The sequence below is a fragment of the Xanthobacter variabilis genome (assembly GCF_043831965.2).
In the GTDB taxonomy this organism is placed as follows: Bacteria; Pseudomonadota; Alphaproteobacteria; order Rhizobiales; family Xanthobacteraceae; genus Xanthobacter.
The window spans coordinates 416050-437799 of the sequence record NZ_CM195533.1 but is presented as its reverse complement, the minus strand read 5'-3'; the positions used below and the strand labels follow the sequence as shown (position 1 = coordinate 437799).

At 65.9% G+C, this 21750-nt stretch carries 17 protein-coding genes and 1 tRNA gene; 5 read left to right on the top strand and 13 right to left on the bottom strand.

Features of this window, described 5'->3' with window-relative positions; genetic code table 11:
• Positions 1 to 9 precede the first annotated feature (9 nt).
• Positions 10 to 525: a hypothetical protein gene (locus V5F26_RS01895; RefSeq protein ID WP_394946789.1), complete on the top strand. Its 516-nt coding sequence runs from the start codon at positions 10 to 12 to the stop codon at positions 523 to 525.
• 643 nt (positions 526 to 1168) lie between these two features.
• A protein-coding gene (locus tag V5F26_RS01890; protein WP_394946824.1) for an IS5 family transposase occupies positions 1169 to 1971 on the top strand; the annotation gives its coding sequence in 2 pieces (ribosomal slippage) (positions 1169 to 1499 and positions 1499 to 1971; 804 coding nt in all).
• A gap of 6 nt (positions 1972 to 1977) precedes the next feature.
• Here the strand turns inward: V5F26_RS01890 and V5F26_RS01885 are convergent.
• The 10 genes from V5F26_RS01885 to V5F26_RS01840 all read right to left on the bottom strand — a co-directional run bounded on the left by V5F26_RS01885 (position 1978) and on the right by V5F26_RS01840 (position 13758).
• The gene (locus tag V5F26_RS01885) at positions 1978 to 4344 is read right to left on the bottom strand and encodes a restriction endonuclease subunit S (protein WP_394946788.1); all 2367 of its coding nucleotides are present in this window, start codon (positions 4342 to 4344) and stop codon (positions 1978 to 1980) included.
• Positions 4341 to 5795, bottom strand: coding sequence for a type I restriction-modification system subunit M (locus tag V5F26_RS01880; protein ID WP_394946787.1), 1455 nt, complete (start codon positions 5793 to 5795; stop codon positions 4341 to 4343). The genes V5F26_RS01885 and V5F26_RS01880 overlap by 4 nt, the downstream gene beginning before the upstream one ends.
• Before the next feature lie 3 nt (positions 5796 to 5798).
• Positions 5799 to 8201: an EcoAI/FtnUII family type I restriction enzme subunit R gene (hsdR, locus tag V5F26_RS01875; protein ID WP_394946786.1), complete on the bottom strand. Its 2403-nt coding sequence runs from the start codon at positions 8199 to 8201 to the stop codon at positions 5799 to 5801.
• 505 nt (positions 8202 to 8706) lie between these two features.
• Positions 8707 to 8782 (bottom strand) — tRNA-Glu (locus tag V5F26_RS01870).
• Between the two features lie 87 nt (positions 8783 to 8869).
• Positions 8870 to 9544, bottom strand: a complete 675-nt coding sequence (locus V5F26_RS01865) for a YggS family pyridoxal phosphate-dependent enzyme (protein ID WP_234051163.1) — start codon at positions 9542 to 9544, stop codon at positions 8870 to 8872.
• Entirely contained in the window at positions 9544 to 10410 is an 867-nt protein-coding gene (locus V5F26_RS01860; RefSeq protein ID WP_394055901.1) for a C40 family peptidase, read from the bottom strand. The genes V5F26_RS01865 and V5F26_RS01860 overlap by 1 nt, the downstream gene beginning before the upstream one ends.
• A 4-nt stretch (positions 10411 to 10414) precedes the next feature.
• Positions 10415 to 11794, bottom strand: a complete 1380-nt coding sequence (locus V5F26_RS01855) for a leucyl aminopeptidase family protein (protein ID WP_394055903.1) — start codon at positions 11792 to 11794, stop codon at positions 10415 to 10417.
• Positions 11795 to 11912: 118 nt separating this feature from the next.
• On the bottom strand, positions 11913 to 12416 hold the full coding sequence (locus V5F26_RS01850) for an A24 family peptidase (protein WP_394055905.1): 504 nt from the start codon (positions 12414 to 12416) through the stop codon (positions 11913 to 11915).
• A 76-nt stretch (positions 12417 to 12492) separates the two neighbouring features.
• Complete coding sequence (locus V5F26_RS01845) at positions 12493 to 12657, bottom strand: Flp family type IVb pilin (RefSeq protein WP_234051159.1); 165 nt, start codon at positions 12655 to 12657, stop codon at positions 12493 to 12495.
• A 186-nt stretch (positions 12658 to 12843) separates the two neighbouring features.
• Positions 12844 to 13758: a LysR family transcriptional regulator gene (locus V5F26_RS01840; RefSeq protein ID WP_394946785.1), complete on the bottom strand. Its 915-nt coding sequence runs from the start codon at positions 13756 to 13758 to the stop codon at positions 12844 to 12846.
• Positions 13759 to 13884: 126 nt separating this feature from the next.
• On the opposite strand from V5F26_RS01840, the gene V5F26_RS01835 reads away from it, so the two are divergent.
• Both V5F26_RS01835 and V5F26_RS01830 read left to right on the top strand, forming a co-directional pair.
• Positions 13885 to 15084, top strand: a complete 1200-nt coding sequence (locus V5F26_RS01835; protein WP_394946784.1) for an MFS transporter — start codon at positions 13885 to 13887, stop codon at positions 15082 to 15084.
• Between the two features lie 97 nt (positions 15085 to 15181).
• A complete protein-coding gene (locus V5F26_RS01830; RefSeq protein WP_394946783.1) occupies positions 15182 to 15967 on the top strand; it encodes an SDR family NAD(P)-dependent oxidoreductase in 786 nt (261 codons plus the stop codon).
• A gap of 163 nt (positions 15968 to 16130) precedes the next feature.
• Here the strand turns inward: V5F26_RS01830 and V5F26_RS01825 are convergent, their stop codons facing one another.
• A complete protein-coding gene (locus V5F26_RS01825) occupies positions 16131 to 17630 on the bottom strand; it encodes a phosphomannomutase/phosphoglucomutase (protein ID WP_394055913.1) in 1500 nt (499 codons plus the stop codon).
• Between the two features lie 259 nt (positions 17631 to 17889).
• On the opposite strand from V5F26_RS01825, the gene V5F26_RS01820 reads away from it, so the two are divergent.
• Positions 17890 to 18135 carry a hypothetical protein gene (locus V5F26_RS01820; protein ID WP_234051155.1) on the top strand — a complete coding sequence of 82 codons (246 nt, stop codon included), beginning with the start codon at positions 17890 to 17892 and terminating at the stop codon, positions 18133 to 18135.
• A 57-nt stretch (positions 18136 to 18192) separates the two neighbouring features.
• Here V5F26_RS01820 and pheT read toward each other — a convergent pair whose 3' ends face one another.
• Complete coding sequence (gene pheT, locus V5F26_RS01815; RefSeq protein ID WP_394946782.1) at positions 18193 to 20607, bottom strand: phenylalanine--tRNA ligase subunit beta; 2415 nt, start codon at positions 20605 to 20607, stop codon at positions 18193 to 18195.
• 16 nt (positions 20608 to 20623) lie between these two features.
• Positions 20624 to 21724, bottom strand: coding sequence for a phenylalanine--tRNA ligase subunit alpha (pheS, locus tag V5F26_RS01810; RefSeq protein ID WP_394946781.1), 1101 nt, complete (start codon positions 21722 to 21724; stop codon positions 20624 to 20626).
• Positions 21725 to 21750: the final 26 nt, after the last annotated feature.

Below are 21750 nucleotides of genomic sequence, written 5' to 3'. Positions count from 1 at the left end.
GGTCGTCTCATGTTCCTGCACGTTTCCGCCACCGGCCAGCACCAGCTTCTCGTCCGCCACCGCCGCCTGATCCACGCCCCGTCCGACGCCATCATCCGGGCGTGGTGCAATCCGGCCCTCTTCATCAAACTCCACTCGGCCCAGCCCGACATGGGCGTCGCGTTCAGCCTCAACCCGGTGGACAAACAGCACGCCTCCATCACCCTCGGCAGACCCCACGACGATATCCAGGAGCGCTCGCCCCTCTGCATGAGCTATCAGCCGGGCAGCCCCGGCGGCGAGCAGCATGTCGCCGGTCCGACCAATGACCCCTACGCGATGCGCCTCGGTCTCACCCTATCGCCGACGCTCCATCTTGCGGCGGGCACACACGCGGCCTCCGCCACCTCAAGAACATCCTGTGCCCTGTCGCTCTCTGTCGCGGAGGGCGAGGTCTATGAAGACTGGGCATGGCCGCTGCTGAACGACGCCCTGCAGGTGCTTGTCGACACGTTGCGACGGGAAGCGGCACGCGCCCTTGCGTGATCCCGGTAAATGCTGAGCATAGTGCTCCGCTCCCAAACTCGCCGGCTTGCGGAGCTGGCGTGCAGGCGAGGATACCTGCACGCCGGTCACTGACCGAGGCTAAGATGGCATCTTCAGGATACCTCCACCATCCTTCGGGGCGTTCAGGCGCATTGACCTACTTGCGCCAGCAGTAGACATTGATTGATCGCCTGATAGCAGACGTTCGACTTAGCGCCCCCATCTCGGTCATTCGGCCAGTCTATTGCTATCCCCAAAGCTGTCGTGACGACCGGGACCATCGGCGCGCTGGGCGTGCGAGTTCGACGCGCAGCGTTGTCCGCGCGCGAAGCGGTAAAAGTGGGCCGTTGATGTTCGAGTTTCCATTCGAGGCCCTATCCAGAAGCGGCCCGCCGTCGAAAGTCGGCGGCGGACGCAGCCGGAACCCGATGCGCGTCTCGGCGGCCTCGCAATGAATGGCAAGAATTTTGCCGGCTAGCATCTTGAACCCGATCAGTAGTCGGTGGGCGGCTTGGCCGGTTCGCCAAACTTCGACCTGAGTATCGCTTCCGCTTGGAGACGTTGAGCGCAATCCCGCATCTCACAAGTGGTTTAGAGTGCCTAACAAAACCATTTGTTAACCATCTTTGAGCGAGCGTTGGGCATGGCCAAGAAGCTATTGCCCGATGCCCTTTGGGCCGAGATCGCCCCGGTGTTTCCGCCCGCCGCACCGCGCCCGAAGGGCGGCCGGCCCCGGGTGGCGGACCGCGAGGCGTTGATCGGCATCCTGTTCGTGCTCTACACCGCCATCCCATGGGAGCGGCTGCCGTTTGAGGTGGCGGGATGCTCGGGCATGACCTGCTGGCGCCGGCTGCGCGCCTGGCAGGATGCCGGGTTGTGGGACGAGATCCATCGCCACATGCTGGAGCGCCTCAACCTTTCCGGGGAGATCGACTGGTCGCGCGCCAGCGTGGACGCCTCGTCGGTGCCGGCGAAAAAGGGGGCGACGCGATCGGCCCGAACCCGACCGATCGCGGCAAGCCGGGCACCAAGCGGCACATCGTGGTCGACCGTGGCGGCATCCCACTCGCTCTCGTCCTGACCGGCGCCAACCGGCACGACAGCATGGCGCTGACGACGGTGGTAGATGCGGTCCACCCGGTTCGCCAACGACGCGGACGCCCTCGCAACCGACCCAGGAAGCTTCACGCCGACAAGGGCTACGACTTCCTGCGCCGCCGCCGGGACCTGCGCAAGCGGGGCATCGCGCCCCGCATCGCCCGCCGCGGCATCGACAGCTCCGAGCATCTCGGCAAGCACAGATGGGTCGTCGAGCGCACCTTCGCCTGGATCAACCAGTTCCGCCGTCTTGCCATCCGCTACGAACGTCACACCGACCTCTATCGTGCCTTCTGTGTTCTTGCTGCCGCCATCATATGCTTCAGAGCTATCAGCAGGTTTTGTTAGGTGCTCCTAGTCGAACAGGCTTTTCTGACGCGGGCCATGAACGAATTTGCCCTTACCTTTAGGAATTATCCCCTCGAGCCTAAGCTTGGCGAGGGCGGCAAGGAAGTCGCTGGCTGGCAACTTTAGCTTGTCAGGGTGCCAGTTGTCGCGCGCTGCACACACGATCTCTGTGTCGGTCGGGGCCTTGCCTTCTATCAGTAGATTATTCCAAGCAGCATAGACCGTCGCAAAGACCTCTGCCTGCCTCGTGTCCATGGGAACAAAAAGGTCAATAAGTCTAGTGGCAATCGCCCGCACGGATGGATCGGGACCATGCACTGTCGTCAGTGACTTATCAAAATCGGACAGCCGTCGCAGCAGGTAGCCGGCGCCGTTGGTCTCGAATACGAAGCGTTCATGCTTGCGGGCCCACTGCTCTACGGCGAGCATATGTTGGAAATCATTCGGGCCAGCAGCATCGCGTATTGGTGCCCGTCCAAGATCGAACCCCGCCTCTGCTTCCACGAGATGGAGAACCTTTTGAGCTTTGACACGCCCGAACGTTCGCTCCCTTCGGGCAACGCGGTGACGTTCATACGCAAGCGAAAGAATATAAGCTGACCTCTCTGCGAAAATGACCGTCTCTGAGTCATCATCAGCCGATGCGACGGCTTGTCGATGGCTGATGCCGGACAGTCTCGCATCCGTCGGCACCAGGGCCTCGGCGAGGAGCGCGTCAAGCAGACGGCGGCGGGTGGCGGCGGTGGCGGTGAGACTCGCCTCCAGGTGGTCGCAAAGCGCCATCAGCGCATCCACCTTAGCGACAATGCGCTGTTGCTCGGCGAGCGGTGGGATCGGGATTGGAAGTGGCTTCAGGTTTGCCGCCTTGATGCCCTTGGCAGTCATGCCGGTTGCGTGCTTGTCGATCAACGATTGCATCACGTCGCTCATCACCGCGAACATCAGGAACTTGGTGTCGATCTGCGCATAAGGCTGAAAGCAAATCGCACGCTGCGCGAGTGCGAAAGGCTCCTCGATATCGTTCAAGCAGATGTTGGCGAGGGGGGCCTCCGTCGTAAAGAACAAGTCGCCAACTTTGGGAAATCCGCGCGTCATCCAGCCGTCGAAAGTCGCCGTGGATATGTATTCGCGTGGCTCTCGGTTGAGATATCCCATGCGAATGTTCTTTGCAGTGATGAGCGGTATGCCCTCTTCCGTCTTGGGCGGCGTGTTGCCGCGATAGTCGATGAAGAGAAATAGGTTCTCGAATGATTGAACACCCCATCCTGAAGGAAGCGGCATCTCGAGGTCGTCCGGCGTCGGATTGGGCGCGATCTTGATCCGTGCATCGCCGGTTTTCTTTTTCCGCTCGGCCTTGGCTTTTTCGATCCGCTTTAGCAGCTCCGACGCCGGTTCGTCGTTCGAATCCTGCGGCACGAGTTTGCCGCGCACGGCGAGATTGAGGATGGTCTGGCGCAGAGCCTTGATCTGGTCGGGGCGCGTGGTGAGGGCCGGCAGCGCGTCGAGGGCGAAGCGGGCGTCGGCGTTGAAGGTTTTGGGATCGGGCGCGTTGAGGCGGGCGAGACTGGCCGCCGCCAGCCGGTCGCGCACCGCCTCGCGCACCGCCCGCGCCGCCTCCAGCTGGTCGCAAAGCGCCATCAGCGCATCGACCTTCGCGACGATGCGGAGTTGTTCGGCAAGGGGCGGGAGGGGAAAGGGTGAATGCGCGAAATATTCGGTCGGCACGCGCTTCTGCCCGGCCGTGCCGGTCATCTTGGGGATGCCAGTTTCGATGAAATGCGGGCTCTTGAGGAAAAGCAGGATATAATCCTGATCGATGAACAGCGGCCGGACGACATGCAGCTCGGTCGTGCCTGCGCCAATTCCCCCTGTTAGGTTTCGGAACACGGCCGATTTGCCGTTCTCGAAGCATGGCGTGATTTTGGCGAGGCCAACGTCGCCCTCGGCGAAATGCGTGTAGCCCTTCTTGATCTCACCCCAGACGCGGGCTTCGTGCTCGTTCGCAACGCCGTACTCGGCCGCAATCAACGGCATCGGGACGAAGGACGCTTCGAGCTTGTCAGGCGCGTCGTTGCGTGGGTTCAAAATGCCGATCTCGGCAAGCTGTGACCATCGCCAATTGGAGGGGATCGGGAACGGTATTTCGGCAAGCGCAGGGAGCGCTTTGGGCGTCCTGATTTCCCCCGCCTTCGCCAACCGCGCTTTCTCCTTAGCGATCCGCTTCAGCAATTCCGACGCCGGTTCGTCGTCCACATCCTGCGGCACGAGCTTTCCGCGCACGGCGAGATCGAGGATAAAGTGGCGCAGCCGCGCGACGGCGTCAGGCGCGTCGGCGATCGTCTCATAGTGCGCCAGCAGGCGTTCGGCATTCATCGGGCAAGCGCCTCGGCCAAGATCGCCTTCAACTGGTCGCGATAGGTCGCCGTATCGGTCTCGGCGCGGGCAAGATCGGCCAGCAGCGTTTCCGGGTCGCCGTGATCGTTGGCCTGTACATGAGGGTTCTTAAAGTCGAGATTGTAGCCGCGCGCCTTCACCTCCTCGGCCGTGACGCGCCATGCCTGCGGCGTCTCCTCGCGGCCCTTGCGCTCCTTGCCGCCCCACCAGTCGATGCAGCTTGCAAAATGCTCCAGCCGGATCGGCCTGGTCATCGAATAGGCTTTCTGGCCTTCGGGCACGCGATGCTCGTAGAACCAGATGTCCTTGGTCGGCGCGCCTTTCTCGAAGAACAGCAGGTTTGTGCCGATCGAGGCATAGGGCTTGAACACGGAATTGGGCAGGCGAACGATGGTGTGGAGGTTGCACTCCTCCATCAGATGTTCCTTGAGCCGCGTCTTGACGCCCTCGCCGAACAGCGTGCCGTCTGGCAACACCACAGCGGCGCGGCCGTCGGTCTTGAGCAGGCGCACGATCAGCGCCAGGAACAGGTCGGCGGTCTCCTTGGTGCGGAAGGTCGGGAAGTTGTCCTCGATGCCGTCTTCCTCCTTGCCGCCAAAGGGCGGATTGGTGACGACGATATCGACGCGCTCGTCCTTGCCCCATGAAATGAGCGGCCGGGCCAGCGTGTTGTCATGGCGCACGAAGCTTGGGTCCTCGATGCCGTGCAGCAGCATGTTTGTGACGCAGAGCATATGCGGCAGCTGCTTTTTTTCCACTGCGCGCAATGCGCCCTGCATTTTCTCGCGCTGCTTCGGCGTTCGGACGTAGTTCGCCTCCATGTGGTTGATCGCGCAGGACAGGAAACCGCCTGTGCCGCAGGCAGGATCGAACAGTGTTTCGCCGGGGCGCGGGTCGATGCGATCGACCATGAAGGCGGTGACGGCGCGCGGCGTGTAATATTCGCCAGCATTACCGGCCGATTGCAGGTCGTTGAGCAGTTGCTCGTAGAACTCGCCGAAGTGCCGGCGCTCGTCGAGATTGTTGAAATCGACCTGGTTGATCTTGTTGACCACCTGCCGCAGCAACTGTCCGGATTTCATGTAGTTGTAGGCGTCTCCGAACACGTCGCGCACCACGCGGCGGCGGTCGCCCGGCTGGCCGGTGAGGGCCAAGCCCTTCAGTGCAGGGAACAGCGCGTCGTTGACGAAATCGAGCAGCGCCTGCCCAGTGATGCCCTCCGGGTCCGCCGCCCAGCTGCGCCACTGGAAGCGCTCAGGGATCGGCGAGCGGTAGCCGTTTCGCGTCAGTTCGAGTTCCTGATCCTGATCGTCGATGATCTTGAGGAAGAATAGCCAGGTGAGCTGGCTGATGCGCTGCGCATCGCCATCGACGCCCACGTCTTGGCGCATGATGTCCTGAATGGATTTGACGGTGGTGCGAACGATCATGGGTCAAGCGGTTTCCTGATAGAGCGCGTCCTGCATCTCGTGGACGGCCTTCTCGAAGCCATCCTTGCCGCCGAACGCCTTAATGAGTTGCATGACGCTGCCCATCGCGGTGAATGGCGTCACCTTCAGCACGTTGGCGTCGTCGAGATTGAGCACGCCCTCGTCGCGATACTTCTCCAGCAGCGCATCTAGCACGGCGCGGGCCTGCGGCCCGTACTTGGTGAAAACGTCGCGCTTCTTCACGTTCTCGGCCCGTTCGCGACGGGTGAGCGGCTTCATGTCGAACGCGACGTGACAGATTAGATCGAACGGATCGAGGTTCTTGCCAAGCTCGCCGGCCACGGCGTCGAGCGCCAGGCCCTCAGCCTCCAGTTCCTCGATGATCGCCTGCTTGCGCTCGGCCGATTTCCAACGCTTGAGGAAATCGTCGAGGCTGGCGAAGCGCTTCTTCAGCGCCGTCCTTGTGAAGTCGCGCAGGGATTCGGTGACGAGCTTGCCGTTCTCGTCGAGATATTCCACGCGCTCAGCGACGATACGGGCGCCGACGCCATCGACATAAACCTTCCGGATCGGGCCACCGGGCGGCAATGGCGGACCCGGTTGATCGACCAGCGTTTCGTCGTCGCCGGGTGTGGACGGGATCGCATCATCGCCCTGCGGCGCGTCGTCGGGCGGTGTGATCGGATCGCCGTCGAAATCCGGGTCGGCGAAATGGCTGGTCGCGCCGCGAAAGTCGATCAGCGTGAAGAAGAATTTTTTCGTGTCCTCGTGGACGCGGGTGCCGCGCCCGACGATCTGCTTGAACTCGGTCATCGAGCCCACCGCGCGGTCGAGCACGATCAGCCGGCAAGTCTGCGCATCGACGCCGGTCGAGAGCAGGCGCGAGGTCGTCACCAGCACGGGATATTTCGATTCCGGGTCGATGAAGTTGCCGAGCTGGTCCAGGCCTTCCTTGTCGCTGCCGGTGATGCGCATGACGTAACGCTGGTTTCCGGCGACCAGATCGGCGTTCTCGTTGACCAACGCTTGCCGCATCCGCGCGGCGTGCTCCTCATCGACGCAGAACACGATGGTCTTCTGGAAGCGGTCGCCGCTGTCCTTCAGGAACTCGGTGATCTTCTTCGCGGTCAGCACCGTGCGGTCGTCGAGCACGATGTGCCGATCGAAATCCTTAGAGTTGTAGATGCGGTCCTCGACCTCGTTGCCGTCGCGGTCGAGCTGGCCGAGTTTGGGCCGGTAGCCCTCCACGTCACGGTCGATGTGAACCTTCACCACCTTGTAAGGCGCGAGGAAGCCGTCGCTGATCCCCTGCTTCAGCGAATAGGTGAAGACCGGCTCGCCGAAATAGTCGGTGTTGGAGACGTATGCGGTCTCCTTCGGCGTAGCCGTGAGGCCGATCTGCGTCGCGCCGGAAAAGTGGCAGAGGATTTCTCGCCAGGCCGAATCCTCGGCCGCGCTGCCGCGATGGCATTCGTCGATCACGATCAGGTCGAAGAAGCCGGGCGAGAACTCGCGATAGAGCTTCTGCCTCTCCTCCGGCCCGGTGATCGCCTGATAGAGCCCGAGATAGATTTCGAAGGCTGTGTCGATGCGACGCTTGCCATCGAGCGCCATCGGCAGATCGACCTGGGTGCCGTCCTGTCGTTCGATGGTCTTGGCATTAGTCGAGAGTTTCGCCATCGCTGCGCCGAACGGGCGAAAGTCGTTCACCATCGTCTGGTCGATCAGCACGTTGCGGTCGGCGAGGAACAGGATGCGCTTCTTGCGGCCCGCCTTCCAAAGCCGCCAAATGATCTGGAAAGCCGTATAGGTTTTGCCGGTGCCGGTCGCCATCACCAGCAACACGCGGTTGCGGCCCCTGGCGATGGCCTCGATCGCAGCGTTGACGGCGTTCACCTGATAATAGCGCGGGGCCTTGCCGCTGCCGTCGTCGAAATAGTCCTGAAGGACGATCTGCTCGGCGGCCGCGTCCAGGCCCTTCCACGCGCGATAGCGCATCCACAGATCGGCCGGCGATGGGAAGGCGTTGAGCCCGATATTCGTCTCGACCGGCACGCTTTGGCCGGTGCGGTCGTGGAACACGAATCCGTCGCCGTTCGAGGAGAACACGAAGGGGATGTCCAAGGTCGCGGCATAGTCGAGCCCCTGCTGGATGCCGTGGCCGACCGAATGATTGTTGTCCTTCGCCTCGATCAGCGCGATCGGGATGTTCGGCTTGTAGTAGAGAACGAAGTCAGCCTTCTTGGCCTGGCCGCGCGTCACCAGTTTGCCGCGCACGATGATCCGGCCCTTGGTGAAATAGACCTCCTCGCGTACCTGCACCATCTCGTCCCAGCCCGCGCGCTTGATGGCCGGCAGGATGAACTTCGTGCAGATGTCCCGTTCGGTAAGCGCTCGCTTGTCCATGCTGCCCCCCACCGGACTTATCGCAGTGCCCCGGTGGTTTCACAAGAAGGGTCAAGCCACTGCTGATCCAGTCTCGTTTTGCTGTCTGTTGAGTGAAAGGCCTTTGGATGTAGATCGAACGATCGGCAGCTATCTGCTCGGTTTCGACGGAAAGCTGCGTTTCCGCTTGCGGCCCCATCTCCGCCGCTTGATACGCATCATCAACCCACACGGAAGCGGACCCTTCCAATGCCCGCAAAGGGTCAGCTGGAGACAAAAAGAAAACGCAATGGCGGACCGCTGCTGGTGCACCTTTGGCGCCACATTGCCTCTTGGGGAGCTCGGCTTTGGGTTTGGCATTGTGCCGCCAGAGTTCCGCTAACGATATGTCCGAAGCCTCATCAGCCCTCGCGGCGCCCGCCCAACCCCGCGGAAATCCGCCCGCGTCCGCCGACGCATACTCCCCAAATTCTTCCCAAAAAACACAAAAGCCCCGCAAGGGGCGGGGCTAAGCCTTTGAAAAGATTGGCGCTCCCAAGGGGACTCGAACCCCTGTTTTCGCCGTGAGAGGGCGACGTCCTAGACCGCTAGACGATGGGAGCGTCGCGGGAAGGCCGTCTCTATAGCGGCCTTCCCGGAGGGCCGCAAGCCTTGCCTCGCGGTGGTGGAGAATTTTCCACAGGGTCGGGTCAGGCGATCGGTGGGCGGTGGCCGAAGATGGCGCTGCCGACGCGCACATGGGTCGCGCCCTGGCGGATGGCGGCGGGAAAATCGCCGCTCATGCCCATGGAGAGGCCCTTCAGCCCGTTGCGGGCCGCGATCTCCGCCAGAAGGGCGAAATGCGGATCGGGCACCGCATCGGCCGGGGGAATGCACATGAGGCCGGCGAGGGTGAGCCCGTGTACGTCCCGGCACTCGGAGATGAAGGCGTCTGCGGCTTCGGGCAGAACACCCGCCTTTTGCGGCTCGGCACCGGTGTTCACCTGGACGAACAGCTCAAGGGCCTTGCCGGTGCGCGCCTGCTCGGCGGCGATCGCGGCAGCGATTTTGGGGCGGTCCACCGTGTGGATGGCGTCGAACAGGGCCACAGCCTCCCGCGCCTTGTTGGATTGCAGGGGGCCGATGAGGTGGAGGCGCGCATCGGGGAAGGCCTCGCGCAGCGCCGGCCACTTGCCTTGTGCTTCCTGCACGCGGTTCTCGCCGAACACCCTTTGCCCGGCCTCGAGAACGGGGCGAACGGCCTCGGCGGGAAAGGTCTTGGACACCGCGACCAGGGTCACGTCCTCCGCGCGCCGGTCGAATTCGCGGCAGGCCTTGGCGATGGCGGCGCGCACCTCCGCAAGATGGTGGGTGGCTTCGGTCATCACGCAATCTCCGGAGGGTCGAGGCGGCGCACGGCGCGCAGCACCGCGCCGCCGGCGGCGATGCGCGCCAATGCGGGGGCGAGGGGCTCGCGCGCCACCATCATGTGGAAGGCATTCGCATGCAGCAGCAGGTCGCTCGTCTCCACCATGGCCACATGGCCAGGCCAGAACAGAAGGTCGCCACGCTGAAGCGGAGCGTCGAGCGCAACGGGGCGGCCGAGCGCTTTTTCCTGCATGTCACTGTCGCGCGGGGCCTGAATGCCGCAGGCGGAAAGGGCGGTCTGCACCAGCCCGGAGCAGTCGAGCCCCAGCGCCGAGCGTCCGCCCCACAGATAGGGCACGCCGAGAAAGCGGGTGGCCACCTCCACGAAATCCGTCTCCCGCGCAGCGAGGGGCGCGAGATGGCGCATGAAGATGAAGCCGTCGCGGGTGGCGGCGAAAGCCCCCTTTTCCTCGCGCACCACCACTTCGCTGCCGAAGCAGAGCGCGCCGCGGGGGGGCAGCTTGATGTCGGGGCCGGGGAACAGGAAGGTGCGCGGCGCCGCCACCTTGTGGGTGGGTGCCGCGGTCGGCGGGCGCAGGGCATCCGAGGGCACGTAGCCCACATAGCCGTCGCGCGCGAGCTGGACGAAGGCCCAGCCTTCGCCGTCATCGGCATAGACGGTGAGGCGCTCGCCATGGAGCGCCTCGGTGTCGAGGGGGGCATCGCCCGAGGGGCGGCGGCGCACGGGGGCCACCGCCTCCGCCACCTCGCGCTCGGCGCCCTCCACATAGCGGGGGGCGTCGATGAGGCCCTTCAGATGGGCGGCGGCGAGATCCTCGCGCGCGGGCGTCAGGCGCGGGTCAAAGCCTTGGGGCAGGGCCATGGCGTCAGCCGTAGCGGGCGGCGAGCAGCGCGTCGAGGGCGCGGATGGTCTGCGCCTCGCCACCTTCCGGGCGGCCGGGGCGGGTGGACGGGTTCCAGGCGAACAGGTCGAGATGCAGCCAGGTCTTGGCCGCGCTCACGAACTTGTCCAGGAACAGGGCGGCCGTGATCGCCCCGGCGAAGGGCCCGGAGGAGACGTTGTTGGTGTCCGCCACCTTTGAGTCGAGCATGGCCGCATAGGGCCGCCACAAGGGCAGGCGCCACAGCGGATCCGATTCGGCGGTGGCGGCCGCGGCCAGTTCGGTGGCGAAGGTGTCGTCGTCGGTGAAGGCGGCCGGCAACTGCGGGCCCAGGGCCACGCGGGCGGCGCCGGTGAGGGTGGCGAAATCGATCAGCACATCCGGGGCTTCTTCGTCCGCCAGCGCCAAGGCGTCGGCCAGCACCAGCCGGCCTTCGGCATCGGTATTGCCGATCTCTACCGAAAGGCCCTTGCGGCTGGGGAAGATGTCGCCGGGGCGGAAGGCGTTGCCGGCAACGGAATTCTCCACCGCCGGAATGAGCACCTTCAGCCGCACCTTGGCGCCGCGCGCCAGCAGCAGATGGGCAAGGCCCAGCGCATTGGCGGCGCCGCCCATGTCCTTCTTCATCAGCAGCATGGCGGCGGAGGGCTTCAGGTCCAGCCCGCCCGTGTCGAAGCACACGCCCTTGCCCACCAGCGTGACCTTGGGCGCATCGGGGTCGCCGGCGGTGATCTCGATGAGGCGGGGCGCCCGCGCGGCGGCGCGGCCCACGGCATGGACCAGGGGGAAATTTTCCTGCAGCAGGGCTTCGCCGACGATGGAGCGGAACTGCGCCCCATGGCGGGCGGCCAGCGCGCGGGCGGCGTCCTCCAGCTCGGCCGGGCCGAGATCGTTGGCGGGGGTATTCACCAGATCACGGGTGAGGGTAATGGCCTCTACCTTGCGCGTGAGGTCGGCCTCGTCCACGCCCTCGGGCAGAGCGAGGCGCACGGCGCGCGCGGGCGCCTTGCGGTAGCGCGTGAAACGGTAGGTGCCGAGCGCGAAGGCGAGGGCGGCCAGCGCGCGGTCGCCGGGCTCTCCCTCCAGGTGCCAGATGCCGGGGGGCAGAAGGGTGGCCAGCGCGCCGCAGGCAAAGGCATCGGCCTTCTCCGGCGCGGCCATGCCGAAGAGGGCGCCGGCCAGCAGGCCGCTGGCGCCGGGCACGGGCAAAAGCTTGCCCGCCTCGGCCTTGAAGCCGGCGGAAGCGGCGAAGGCGCGCACGGCGGCGGGCAGGGGGCTGGCTTCGGAAGCGGGGTCGAGGTCGGTGGCGCGCACGCACCACACCGGCAGGCTCTGTTCGGAAGAGGGGGCGAAGCAATCGAGCATGTTGAACTCCTCCCTTCAGGAGGTAGCACGCCCGGCCGCAATCCTAGAAGAGCGATCCGCAGCCGCCGGGCGCAGGTCTGGACTGCGGCGGGCGTCGGACAAGCAGCTCCAGTGCGGCTCAGGTCAGCGCCATCAGGCTCGAATAGGGGTGCAGCAGCAGGCCGGCCCCCGCCAGGGCGACGCCATAGGGCAGGGTTTCGCCGGTGCGGGCGATGAGAGCCGCCGGGCGGGACAGGGGCGCCGACAGCCGATGGGCGCGCGCGCCCCAGGTGACGGCCAGGGTGAGCGCCGCGCCGATCAGGCCGCAGACGATGAGGAACAGCGGCACCTGGGCCGGATCAAGCCACAGGGCCAGGGCGCCCGCGAGCTTGGCATCGCCGGCGCCGATGATGTCCTGGGCGAACAGGCTGAAGCCGGCAGCCGTCACCGCCCCAGCCACCATCAGCCGCAGCGAGAGATCGGCGAGCGGAGAGAGAAAGGCCACCCCCGCGAACGCGGCCACCAGGGTCACCACCACGGCATTGGGAATGATGCGCCGGGACAGGTCGGTGCCGATGGCCAGGCACAGCAGGGCCGGGTAGAGGCCCAGCAGCAGCAGGTTCAACAGGTGCATCCGGTCCATGGCCATCCTCCGGCTTTTCTTTCCCGGCGGGGCCCGTCGGCGGGGTCCGTCGGCATCTTGGGCACGGTGTCGCGCGTCAGTTGCCCGCGATCGCGGCGGTGGTCTTCAGGCGCGAGAAGGTGGTGGCGATCTGCGCCAGCACCGTGATGATGGCAATGGACAGCCCGGCGGCGATGAGGCCGTATTCCAGGGCCGTGGAGCCATGCTCCTCGTGGATGAAGCGGGACATCAAGAGCTTCATGGGCGCTTTCCGAAACGGTCCCGGGTCACAGGCGATCCCGGTGGCGGACAGGTCGCGGCCCGTGGGCCGCAGGGGGAAAGCTAGGCGGCCCCCCTTGAGGGGAGGTAAAGGCGGTCTACTAAAATACCTCCCGCCGCGTCTGGCTGGGGAGACGGTTAATGCTCTCTCGCCAGGGAAGGGGGGCTTTCAGATGCGCACCTGCGCGGCGAGGAAGTCCACGAAGGCGCGGATGCGGGCGGAAAGCGGCCCGGAGCCGCCCACATAGACGGCATGCACATCGATGGCGTCGCCGGGATTGAGATGCTCCAGCACCGGCACCAGCCGGCCGGCCGCCACGTCCGCCCGCACCTGGAACTCGGCCAGCCGGGCGAGGCCCAGGCTGGCCAATGCCAGCGTGTGCATGGCCTCGCCATCGCTCACCTGCGCATTGCCACGCGGGGGCACCGAAACGATGCCGCCCTTGCCGTCCAGGAACGGCCAGCCTTCGACGATGCGGGTGAAGGTGAAGCCCAGCATGTTGTGGCGGGCGAGGTCGTCGGGCGTGCGTGGCGTGCCGGCCCGCTCGAGATAAGCGGGGGACGCCACCACCATGGCGCCGCCTTTGGCGATCTTGCGGGCAACAAGCCGCGAATCACGCATGGGGCCGACACGGATCGCCACATCCGCGCGCTCCTCCAGCAGGTCCACCACCCGGTCGGTAACGGTCACCTCGATGCTCATTTGCGGATGGACGGCGAGGAAGGCTGGCACCAGCGGTAGCAGGTGAACCATGGCGAAGTGCACGGACGCGTTCACCCGGAGCCGTCCGCGCGGGGCGGCGCCGGCTGCCGCTTCCTGCTCCGCGGCCGCGATCTCGTCCAGGATGCGGGCGCAGCGCTCGTAGAAGGCCGCCCCTTCCGGCGTGAGCTGGAGCTTGCGGGTGGTGCGCACCAGAAGCCGCACGCCCAACCGCCGCTCCAGACGCGCCACCAGCTTGCTCACCGCTGAGGGCGTGAGATTGGAGGCGCGGGCGGCGGCGGAAAAGCCGCCTTGCTCCACCACGCGGGTAAACACCTCCATCTCGGCGAACCGATTGGCGTCGCGGGGCGCCTCCATGGCCATTTGTGAACCCATGTCATGAATGTTGTGACCTGGCGCATGCTAGTTCACCAGCGGCCATGGGTCCATGTTGCGCTGCATCCGCTCCGGGTGAGCCGGGAGCCCCCCTGTTTCCAAAAGGCGTGCACCATGCCTGTCGCACTTTATGCGCTCGCGGCCGGAGCCTTCGGCATCGGCGTCACCGAATTCGTCATCATGGGCCTGCTGTTGCAGGTGAGCGCCGATCTCGGCGTGTCCATCTCCGCCGCCGGCCTGCTCATTTCCGGCTATGCGCTGGGAGTGGTGGTGGGCGCCCCGCTGCTGACCGCGCTCACCGCCCGCTGGCCGCGCAAGAAGGTGCTGCTCGGCCTCATGGCCGTGTTCACAGTGGGCAATCTCGCCTGTGCGCTGGCGCCCGATTATGGATGGCTGATGGCGGCGCGGGTGCTCACCTCCTTCGCCCACGCCACCTTCTTCGGTGTCGGTTCGGTGGTGGCGACCGATCTCGTGCCCGCCAACAAGAAGGCCTCCGCCATTGCCATCATGTTCACCGGCCTCACGGTGGCGAACATTCTGGGCGTACCGTTCGGCACCTGGCTCGGCCAGCTGGCGGGGTGGCGTTCCACCTTCGTGGCGGTGACGGGGGTGGGCGTGGTGGCGTTCGCCATCATCGCGCTGCTGGTGCCGAAGGACCATGGCGCGCCCTCCACCACCCGCCTTGCGGATGATCTGAAGGTGCTGCGCCGGCCGGCTTTGCTCTATGGCCTTGCCACCACGGTGCTGAGCTGGGTGGGCGTGTTCGCGGCCTTCACTTATATCGCGCCCATGCTGACCCGCATCACCGGCTTCTCTGACGCGGCGGTGTCGCCCATCCTGCTGGTGTTCGGCGGCGGGCTGGTGGTGGGCAATCTGCTGGGCGGGCGCCTGGCGGACCGCCGGCTGGTGGCCACCGTCTATGGCAGCCTCATCGTGCTGGCTTTGGTGCTGATGGGGCTGACGCTCGCCCTCGACGACAAGCTGACAGCGGTGGTGGCGGTGGCGCTTCTAGGCGCGGCGGGCTTCGCCACGGTGGCGCCGCTGCAGATGTGGGTGCTGCAGAAGGCCAGGGGCGCGGGCCAGAGCCTGGCTTCCTCCTTCAATATCGCCGCCTTCAACCTGGGCAATGCCATCGGCGCGGCGCTGGGGGGCTGGGTGATCGACGGTGGGCCGGGCCTGTGGGCGGTGCCGCTGGTGGCCGGTCTCGTGCCGATTGGCGCCATCCTTACGGCCTATCTTTCTGAGCGGCGCGGCAACACGGACGCAGCAGGCGAAGAGGCCGGCGCCCTGGCATGCGCCGAGGAGGGCGCCTGAGCTCTCCCGGTTCGCGGGCCGTCATAAGCCGGGCGGGCGGAGCTCCGCCGCCATGGCCGGGTTCCCAGGTCAAAGAGTATTTCAAGGAGATGATCCCATGAACGTCGACCTTCAGGGCAAGCGCGCCATCGTCACCGGCTCCACGCTCGGCATCGGCTTCGCCATTGCCAAGGGGCTGGCGGCCGCCGGCGCCGAGGTGATCGTGAATGGCCGTAAGCCTGCGGCGGTGGACGCCGCCGTAAAAGCGCTGCAGGCCACGGGAACCGTGAGCGGCATCGTGGCCGATCTCGGCACGGCCGAGGGCTGCGCCGCGCTGGTGAAGGCTGTGCCGCACGCGGACATTCTGGTGAACAATGTGGGCATTTACGGCCCCGGCGACTTCTTCGAGACCGATGACGAGGTGTGGCAGACCTATTTCGATGTGAATGTCATGTCCGGCGTGCGTCTTTCGCGCGCCTATCTGCCGGCGATGGCCGCGCAGGGCTGGGGGCGCGTGGTGTTCCTCTCTTCGGAATCGGCTCTCAACATTCCCGCCGACATGATCCATTACGGCTTCTCCAAGACCGCCAATCTTGCGGTGGCGCGCGGACTTGCCAAGCGGATGGTCGGCACCGGGGTGACGGTGAATGCGGTGCTGCCCGGCCCCACGCTGAGCGAAGGGGTGGCGGAGATGCTGAAGGCGGATGCGGAGAAGGCGGGCATCAGCGTCGAGGCGGCAGCAGTGGCCTTCGTGAAGGCGCATCGCCCGAGCTCCATCATCCAGCGCGCGGCGACGCCGGAGGAGGTGGCGAACATGGTGGTCTATGCCTGCTCGAAGCAGGCCTCCGCCACCACTGGCGCCGCGTTGCGCGTGGATGGCGGCGTGGTGGACACCATCGCCTGAGCGGTTCGGAAGGGGGCACGCGGTTCGCCTCAAGGCGCCGGGTCAGGACACAGGAAAGACCGCTGCGGTGTAACCATGCAAAGGGCTGCGGTCGGAGTGGGCCCTAAAATGAAACGGGGACCGGCGTGCCGGTCCCCGTGGCGTATTCCAGCTCGTGGCGGGATCAGATCTTCTGGTTGTACTCGCCCACTTCCGGATGGGTGCGCAGCACCCCGTCCACCTCGGCGAACATTTCACGCATGCGGGCTTCGGAGACGGGGCTTTCCACCACCACCACCAGTTCGGGCTTGTTGGAGGAGGCGCGCACCAGGCCCCAGGAGCCGTCCTCGCAGGTGACGCGCACGCCGTTCACCGTCACCAGGTCGCGGATCTTCTGGCCGGTCACCAGGGCGCCCTTGGCGGCGAGGTCCTGATAGTGCTTCACCACGGCGTCGACGATGCCATACTTGGCTTCGTCCGCGCAGTGGGGCGACATGGTGGGGGAGGACCAGGTCTTGGGCAGGCCCTCGCGCAGCTCGGCAAGGCTCTTGCCCGGCGCGCGGTCCAGCATGTCGAGCACGGCGATGGCGGAGACGAGGCCATCGTCATAGCCGCGGCCCACCGGCTTGTTGAAGAAATAGTGGCCGCTCTTCTCGAAGCCGACGAGGGCGCCGGTCTCGTTCACCCGGCGCTTCATGTAAGAGTGGCCGGTCTTCCAGTAATCGGCCTTCACGCCCAGCTTGATCAGCTCGGGATCGGTGGCGAACAGTCCGGTGGACTTCACATCCACCACGAAAGTGGCGCCGGGATGCAGCTTGGCGAGGTCGCGGGCCAGCAGCACGCCCATCTTGTCGGCGAAGATCTCCTCGCCCGTATTGTCCACCACGCCGCAGCGGTCACCGTCGCCGTCGAAGCCGAGCGCGAGGTCCGCTTTGTGCTCCAGCACCGCGTCGCGCATGGCATGGAGCATCTCCATGTCTTCCGGGTTCGGATTGTACTTCGGGAAGGAGTGGTCGAGCTCGCAGTCGAGCGGGATCACCTCGGCCCCGAGCGCCTCGATCACCTTGGGCGCGAAGGCGCCGGCCGTGCCGTTGCCGCAGGCCACCACCACCTTGAGCTTGCGCGAGAGCTTCGGCCGGTCGGTGAGATCCTTGATGTAGGTGTCGGGGAAATTCTCCACGAAGTGATAGGCGCCGCCGCCGCGCGCATCGAACTTGGCGGCGAGGACGATCTCCTTCAGCCGCGTCATCTCATCGGGCCCGAAGGTGAGGGGCCGGTTGACGCCCATCTTCACGCCGGTCCAGCCATTGTCGTTGTGGGAGGCGGTCACCATCGCCACCGCCGGCACGTCGAGGGCGAACTGGCCGAAATAGGCCATGGGCGAGAGGGCAAGGCCGATGTCGTGCACCTTGATGCCCGCCGCCATCAGCCCGCTGACCAGCGCCAGCTTGATGGAGGAGGAATAGCTGCGGAAGTCGTGGCCGGTGACGATTTCCGGGCGCACACCCATTTCGTGCATCAGCGTGCCGAGGCCGAGGCCCAGCGCCTGCACGCCCATCAGGTTGATTTCCTTCTGGAACAGCCAGCGCGCGTCATATTCCCGGAAGCCGGTGGGCTTCACCATGGGCTCGGACTCGTAGGCGTAGGTGTTGGGCGTCAAGACGGGCTTGGGAACGGGAAACATGCGACGCTTCTCCACGCGGCTGATGGGGCCCCGATGGGCCGCCGGGTTGTACGGCCGTGTTTGCGGCGGCGAGATAGCACGAAAATTGTGACGGAAAGAGCCGCAAATCACGGCGGGGAAGGGGAGAGCCATCCGTCATCGCGGATTGGTAAATGGCGCTGCCGTGCTGATACACTTTTAGGTTTATTTTGGTGGAGACGCACCCTAAACGTGCTGTTGTTGCCTATGCAACCATTGCGCGCGGATGCAAGGAGTCTCCATGTCGACGACAGCGAACAGTTTCAAGTTCTCCACGGTGCTGTGGATGATCGCCGGGCTGCTCATCCCCTTCTGGCCGATCTCTTTGCCCCTGTGCTGGTTTTTTGCCTACCGCTCCTATCGCAGCGGTGGTGCGCCGGGGGGCTCCCTTCAGGATTTGCATACGGCGGCGGAGCTGCACCGCTCTGGCGCCATTTCCGACACGGACTTCGAGAAGATCAAGGCGAAGACGCTGGGGAGCAATTGACGCCCCGTGGGGACTTGAGTGGCGGCCTCGTCCCTCGTGGGGCGAGGCCGCAACCGGTCAGGCGCGCAGGGTTGCGCCCGTCTTCTTGGTGACCTCGGCGACGATCTTCGCCGCCACGTCCTCGATCTCCTTGTCGGTGAGCGTGCGCTCGCGCGGCTGAAGGGTCACTTCCACCGCCACCGACTTCTTCGCCTCGTCGATGCCCTTGCCCTCATAGAGGTCGAACACGCCGACGGAGGTGATGAGCTTCTTGTCCACCCCCTGGGCGGCCTTGAGGATGTCCGCCGCCGACACCGTGCGCTCCACCAGGAAGGCGAAGTCGCGCGTCACCGGCTGGAAGGCGGAGAGGTCGATCTGCGGCTTCACCTTGGTGGGCTTGGCCTTGGGCTCGGGGATCTTGTCGAGCACGATCTCGAAGCCCACCACCGGCCCCTTCACGTCGAGCGCCTCCAGCACGGCCGGATGGATCTCGCCGAAATGAGCCATGGCATTGGAGCCGAGCCGCAGGGTGCCCGAACGCCCGGGGTGATACCAGGAGGGCGCATCCGCCGTGACCTGGAGGTTCGCCACCGGGGCGTTGCAGGCGGCAAGGGCCGCCAGCGCATCGGCTTTGGCGTCGAACACGTCCACCGCCCCGGCGGTGCCCGACCAGTGGCGGCCGGCTCCGAAGGGCTTGGCCGTGCCGCGCCGGATGCCGGAGGCACACTGGCTCTGGTCCGTCGGCTTGTCCCCGGCGAAGGTCTGGCCCACCTCGAACAGAGCGGTGTCGGCAAAGCCCCGGTCCGCATTGGCCTGGGCCGCGCGGATGAGGCCCGGCAGCAGGCTCGGACGCATGTCCGACAGCTCGGCGGCGATGGGGTTCGACAGCGCGATGGCCGGCGCCCCGCCACCGAACAGCTCCGCCTCCTTGTGGGAGACGAACGACCACGTGACGGCCTCCACGAGCCCGCGCGCGGCCAGCCCCCGCCGGGCCTTGCGGCTGCGGCGCTGGAGAGGGGTGAGGATGGGTTTGCGCGCATCCTCGCCGCGCGGCAGCTCGGTGGCCGGCACGCGCTCCAGGCCCAGGATGCGCACCACCTCTTCCACCAGGTCCGCCTTGCCCTCGATGTCGCCGCGCCAGGAGGGCGGCACCACCTCGAGCACGGGCGCCGCGCCCGACAGGCCGAAGCCCAAGGCGGTGAGCACGTCGCGGATTTCCTGCTCCGTGGCATCGAGGCCCGTCAGGCGCTTCACTTCCGAAAGGGGGAAGGCGATGGTGCGGGTGGTGTCGGGAATGGCGCCCGCGAGCACCACCTCGGAGGGCTCGCCGCCGCAGATGTCGAGGATGAGGTGGGTGGCAAGGTCCAGGCCCGGCAGGGTGAAGGCCGGGTCGATGCCGCGCTCGAAACGGAAGCGGGCATCGGAATTGAGGCCCAGCTTGCGCCCTGTCTGGGCGATATTGATGGGCTCCCACAGGGCCGATTCCACCACCACGTCCACGGTGGCGTCGTCGCAGCCCGAATCCTCGCCGCCCATCACGCCGGCAAGGCTCTCCACGCCCTTGTCGTCGGCGATGACGCACATGGTGTCATCGAGGGTGTAGGTCTTGTCGTCGAGCGCCAGCAGGGTCTCACCCGCCTTGGCCCGGCGCACCACCAGCTCGCCCGTCACCTTCTTCGCGTCGAAGACGTGGAGCGGGCGGTTGCGGTCGAACGTCATGAAATTGGTGATGTCCACCAGCGCGTTGATGGGGCGCAGGCCGATGGCGCGCAGCTTGTCCTGCATCCACTGGGGCGAGGGGCCGTTCTTCACGCCGCGAATGACGCGCAGCGCGAAGGCCGGGCACAGCGACGGCGTGTCGCCGAAATCGAGCCGCACGGAAACCGGGGAGGGGAACGCCCCTTCCACCGGCTTGATGCGCGGATTCATCAGCTCGCCGAGGCCCGCGGCGGCGAGATCGCGCGCGACGCCGGACACGCCCAGGCAATCGGCGCGATTGGGGGTGACGGCGATTTCCACCACCGGATCGTCGAGGCCGATCACCTCCGCGAAGGGGGCGCCGGCGGGGGCGTCGGGCGGCAGCTCCATGATGCCGTCATGCTCTTCGGACAGGCCCAGCTCGCGGGCGGAGCAGAGCATGCCCCGGCTTTCCACGTCGCGGATCTTGCCGATCTTGAGCTGCATGCCATTGGTGGGGATGACGGTGCCCGGCGCCGCGAACACGGTCTTCAGCCCCGCGCGGGCATTGGGCGCGCCGCACACCACCTGGATGGGTTCGCCCGTGCCGATGGAGACCGAGCACACCTGCAGCTTGTCCGCATTGGGGTGCTTGGACGCGGTGAGGATCTCGCCCACCACGAAGGCGGAAAGAGCCTTGGCCTTGTCCTCCACCCCTTCGACCTCCAGGCCGATGAGGGAGAGACGCTCGACGATCTCCTCGAAGGAGGCGGTGGGCTCCAGGTGCTCCTTGAGCCAGGAATAGCTGAATTTCATTGGTCCTGCCTCCTTCTCACGCGCTCAGGCCACCGGCGAGGGTGGGGAAATCGAGCGGGCGGAAGCCGTAGTGGGAGAGCCAGCGCACATCGGCCTCGAAGAAGGCGCGCAGGTCGCTCATGCCGTATTTCAGCATGGCAATGCGGTCGATGCCCATGCCCCAGGCAAAGCCCTGGTATTCGTCCGGGTCCAGCCCGCAATTCCTCAGAACATTGGGGTGGACCATGCCGCAGCCCAGGATTTCCAGCCAGTCATTTCCCTCGCCAAAGCGGATCTCGCCGGGACGGGAGCGGTCGCACTGGATGTCCACCTCCATCGACGGCTCGGTGAAGGGGAAGAAGGAGGGGCGGAAGCGCATCTTCACGCCTTCCACCTCGAAGAAAGCCTTGCAGAATTCTTCGAGGATCCACTTCAGGTGGCCGAGATGGGCGCCCTTGTCGATCACCAGCCCCTCGACCTGGTGGAACATGGGGGTGTGGGTCTGGTCCGAATCGCAGCGATAGGTGCGGCCCGGGCAGATGACGCGGATGGGCGGCTTCTTCGAGAGCATGGTGCGCACCTGCACCGGCGAGGTGTGGGTCCGCAGCACCTTGCGGGCGCCGGTCTCGTCCGGCGGCAAAAAGAAGGTGTCGTGCATCTCACGGGCCGGGTGGCCGGGCGGGAAGTTGAGCGCCGTGAAGTTGTGGAAGTCGTCCTCGATGTCCGGCCCTTCCGCCACCGAGAAGCCCATGTCGGCGAAGATGGCCACCAGCTCTTCCGTCACCTGGGCGATGGGGTGCACGCGGCCGGTCTCGGCCGGCGTCTCGCGCACGGGCAGGGTGACGTCGACCCGCTCGGTGGCAAGGCGCGCTTCCAGGGCGGCGCTCTTCAGCGCGTCCTTACGGGTGGCGAGGAGGGTCTGCACCCGGTCGCGCAGGCCGTTGATGGCGGGGCCCTGCACCTTGCGTTCCTCGGGGCTCATGCCGCCGAGGGACTTCAGCAGCTCGGACACCTGCCCCTTCTTGCCGAGGGCGGAGATGCGCACCTGCTCCAGAGCGGCTTCATCCGCAGCGCCATTGATGGCGGCGGAGAGCTCCTGCTCCAGGGTGTCGAGGGTCGAGTTGACGGGGTCGGACATTGAGCGGTCCTTCAAATGCCAGTCGT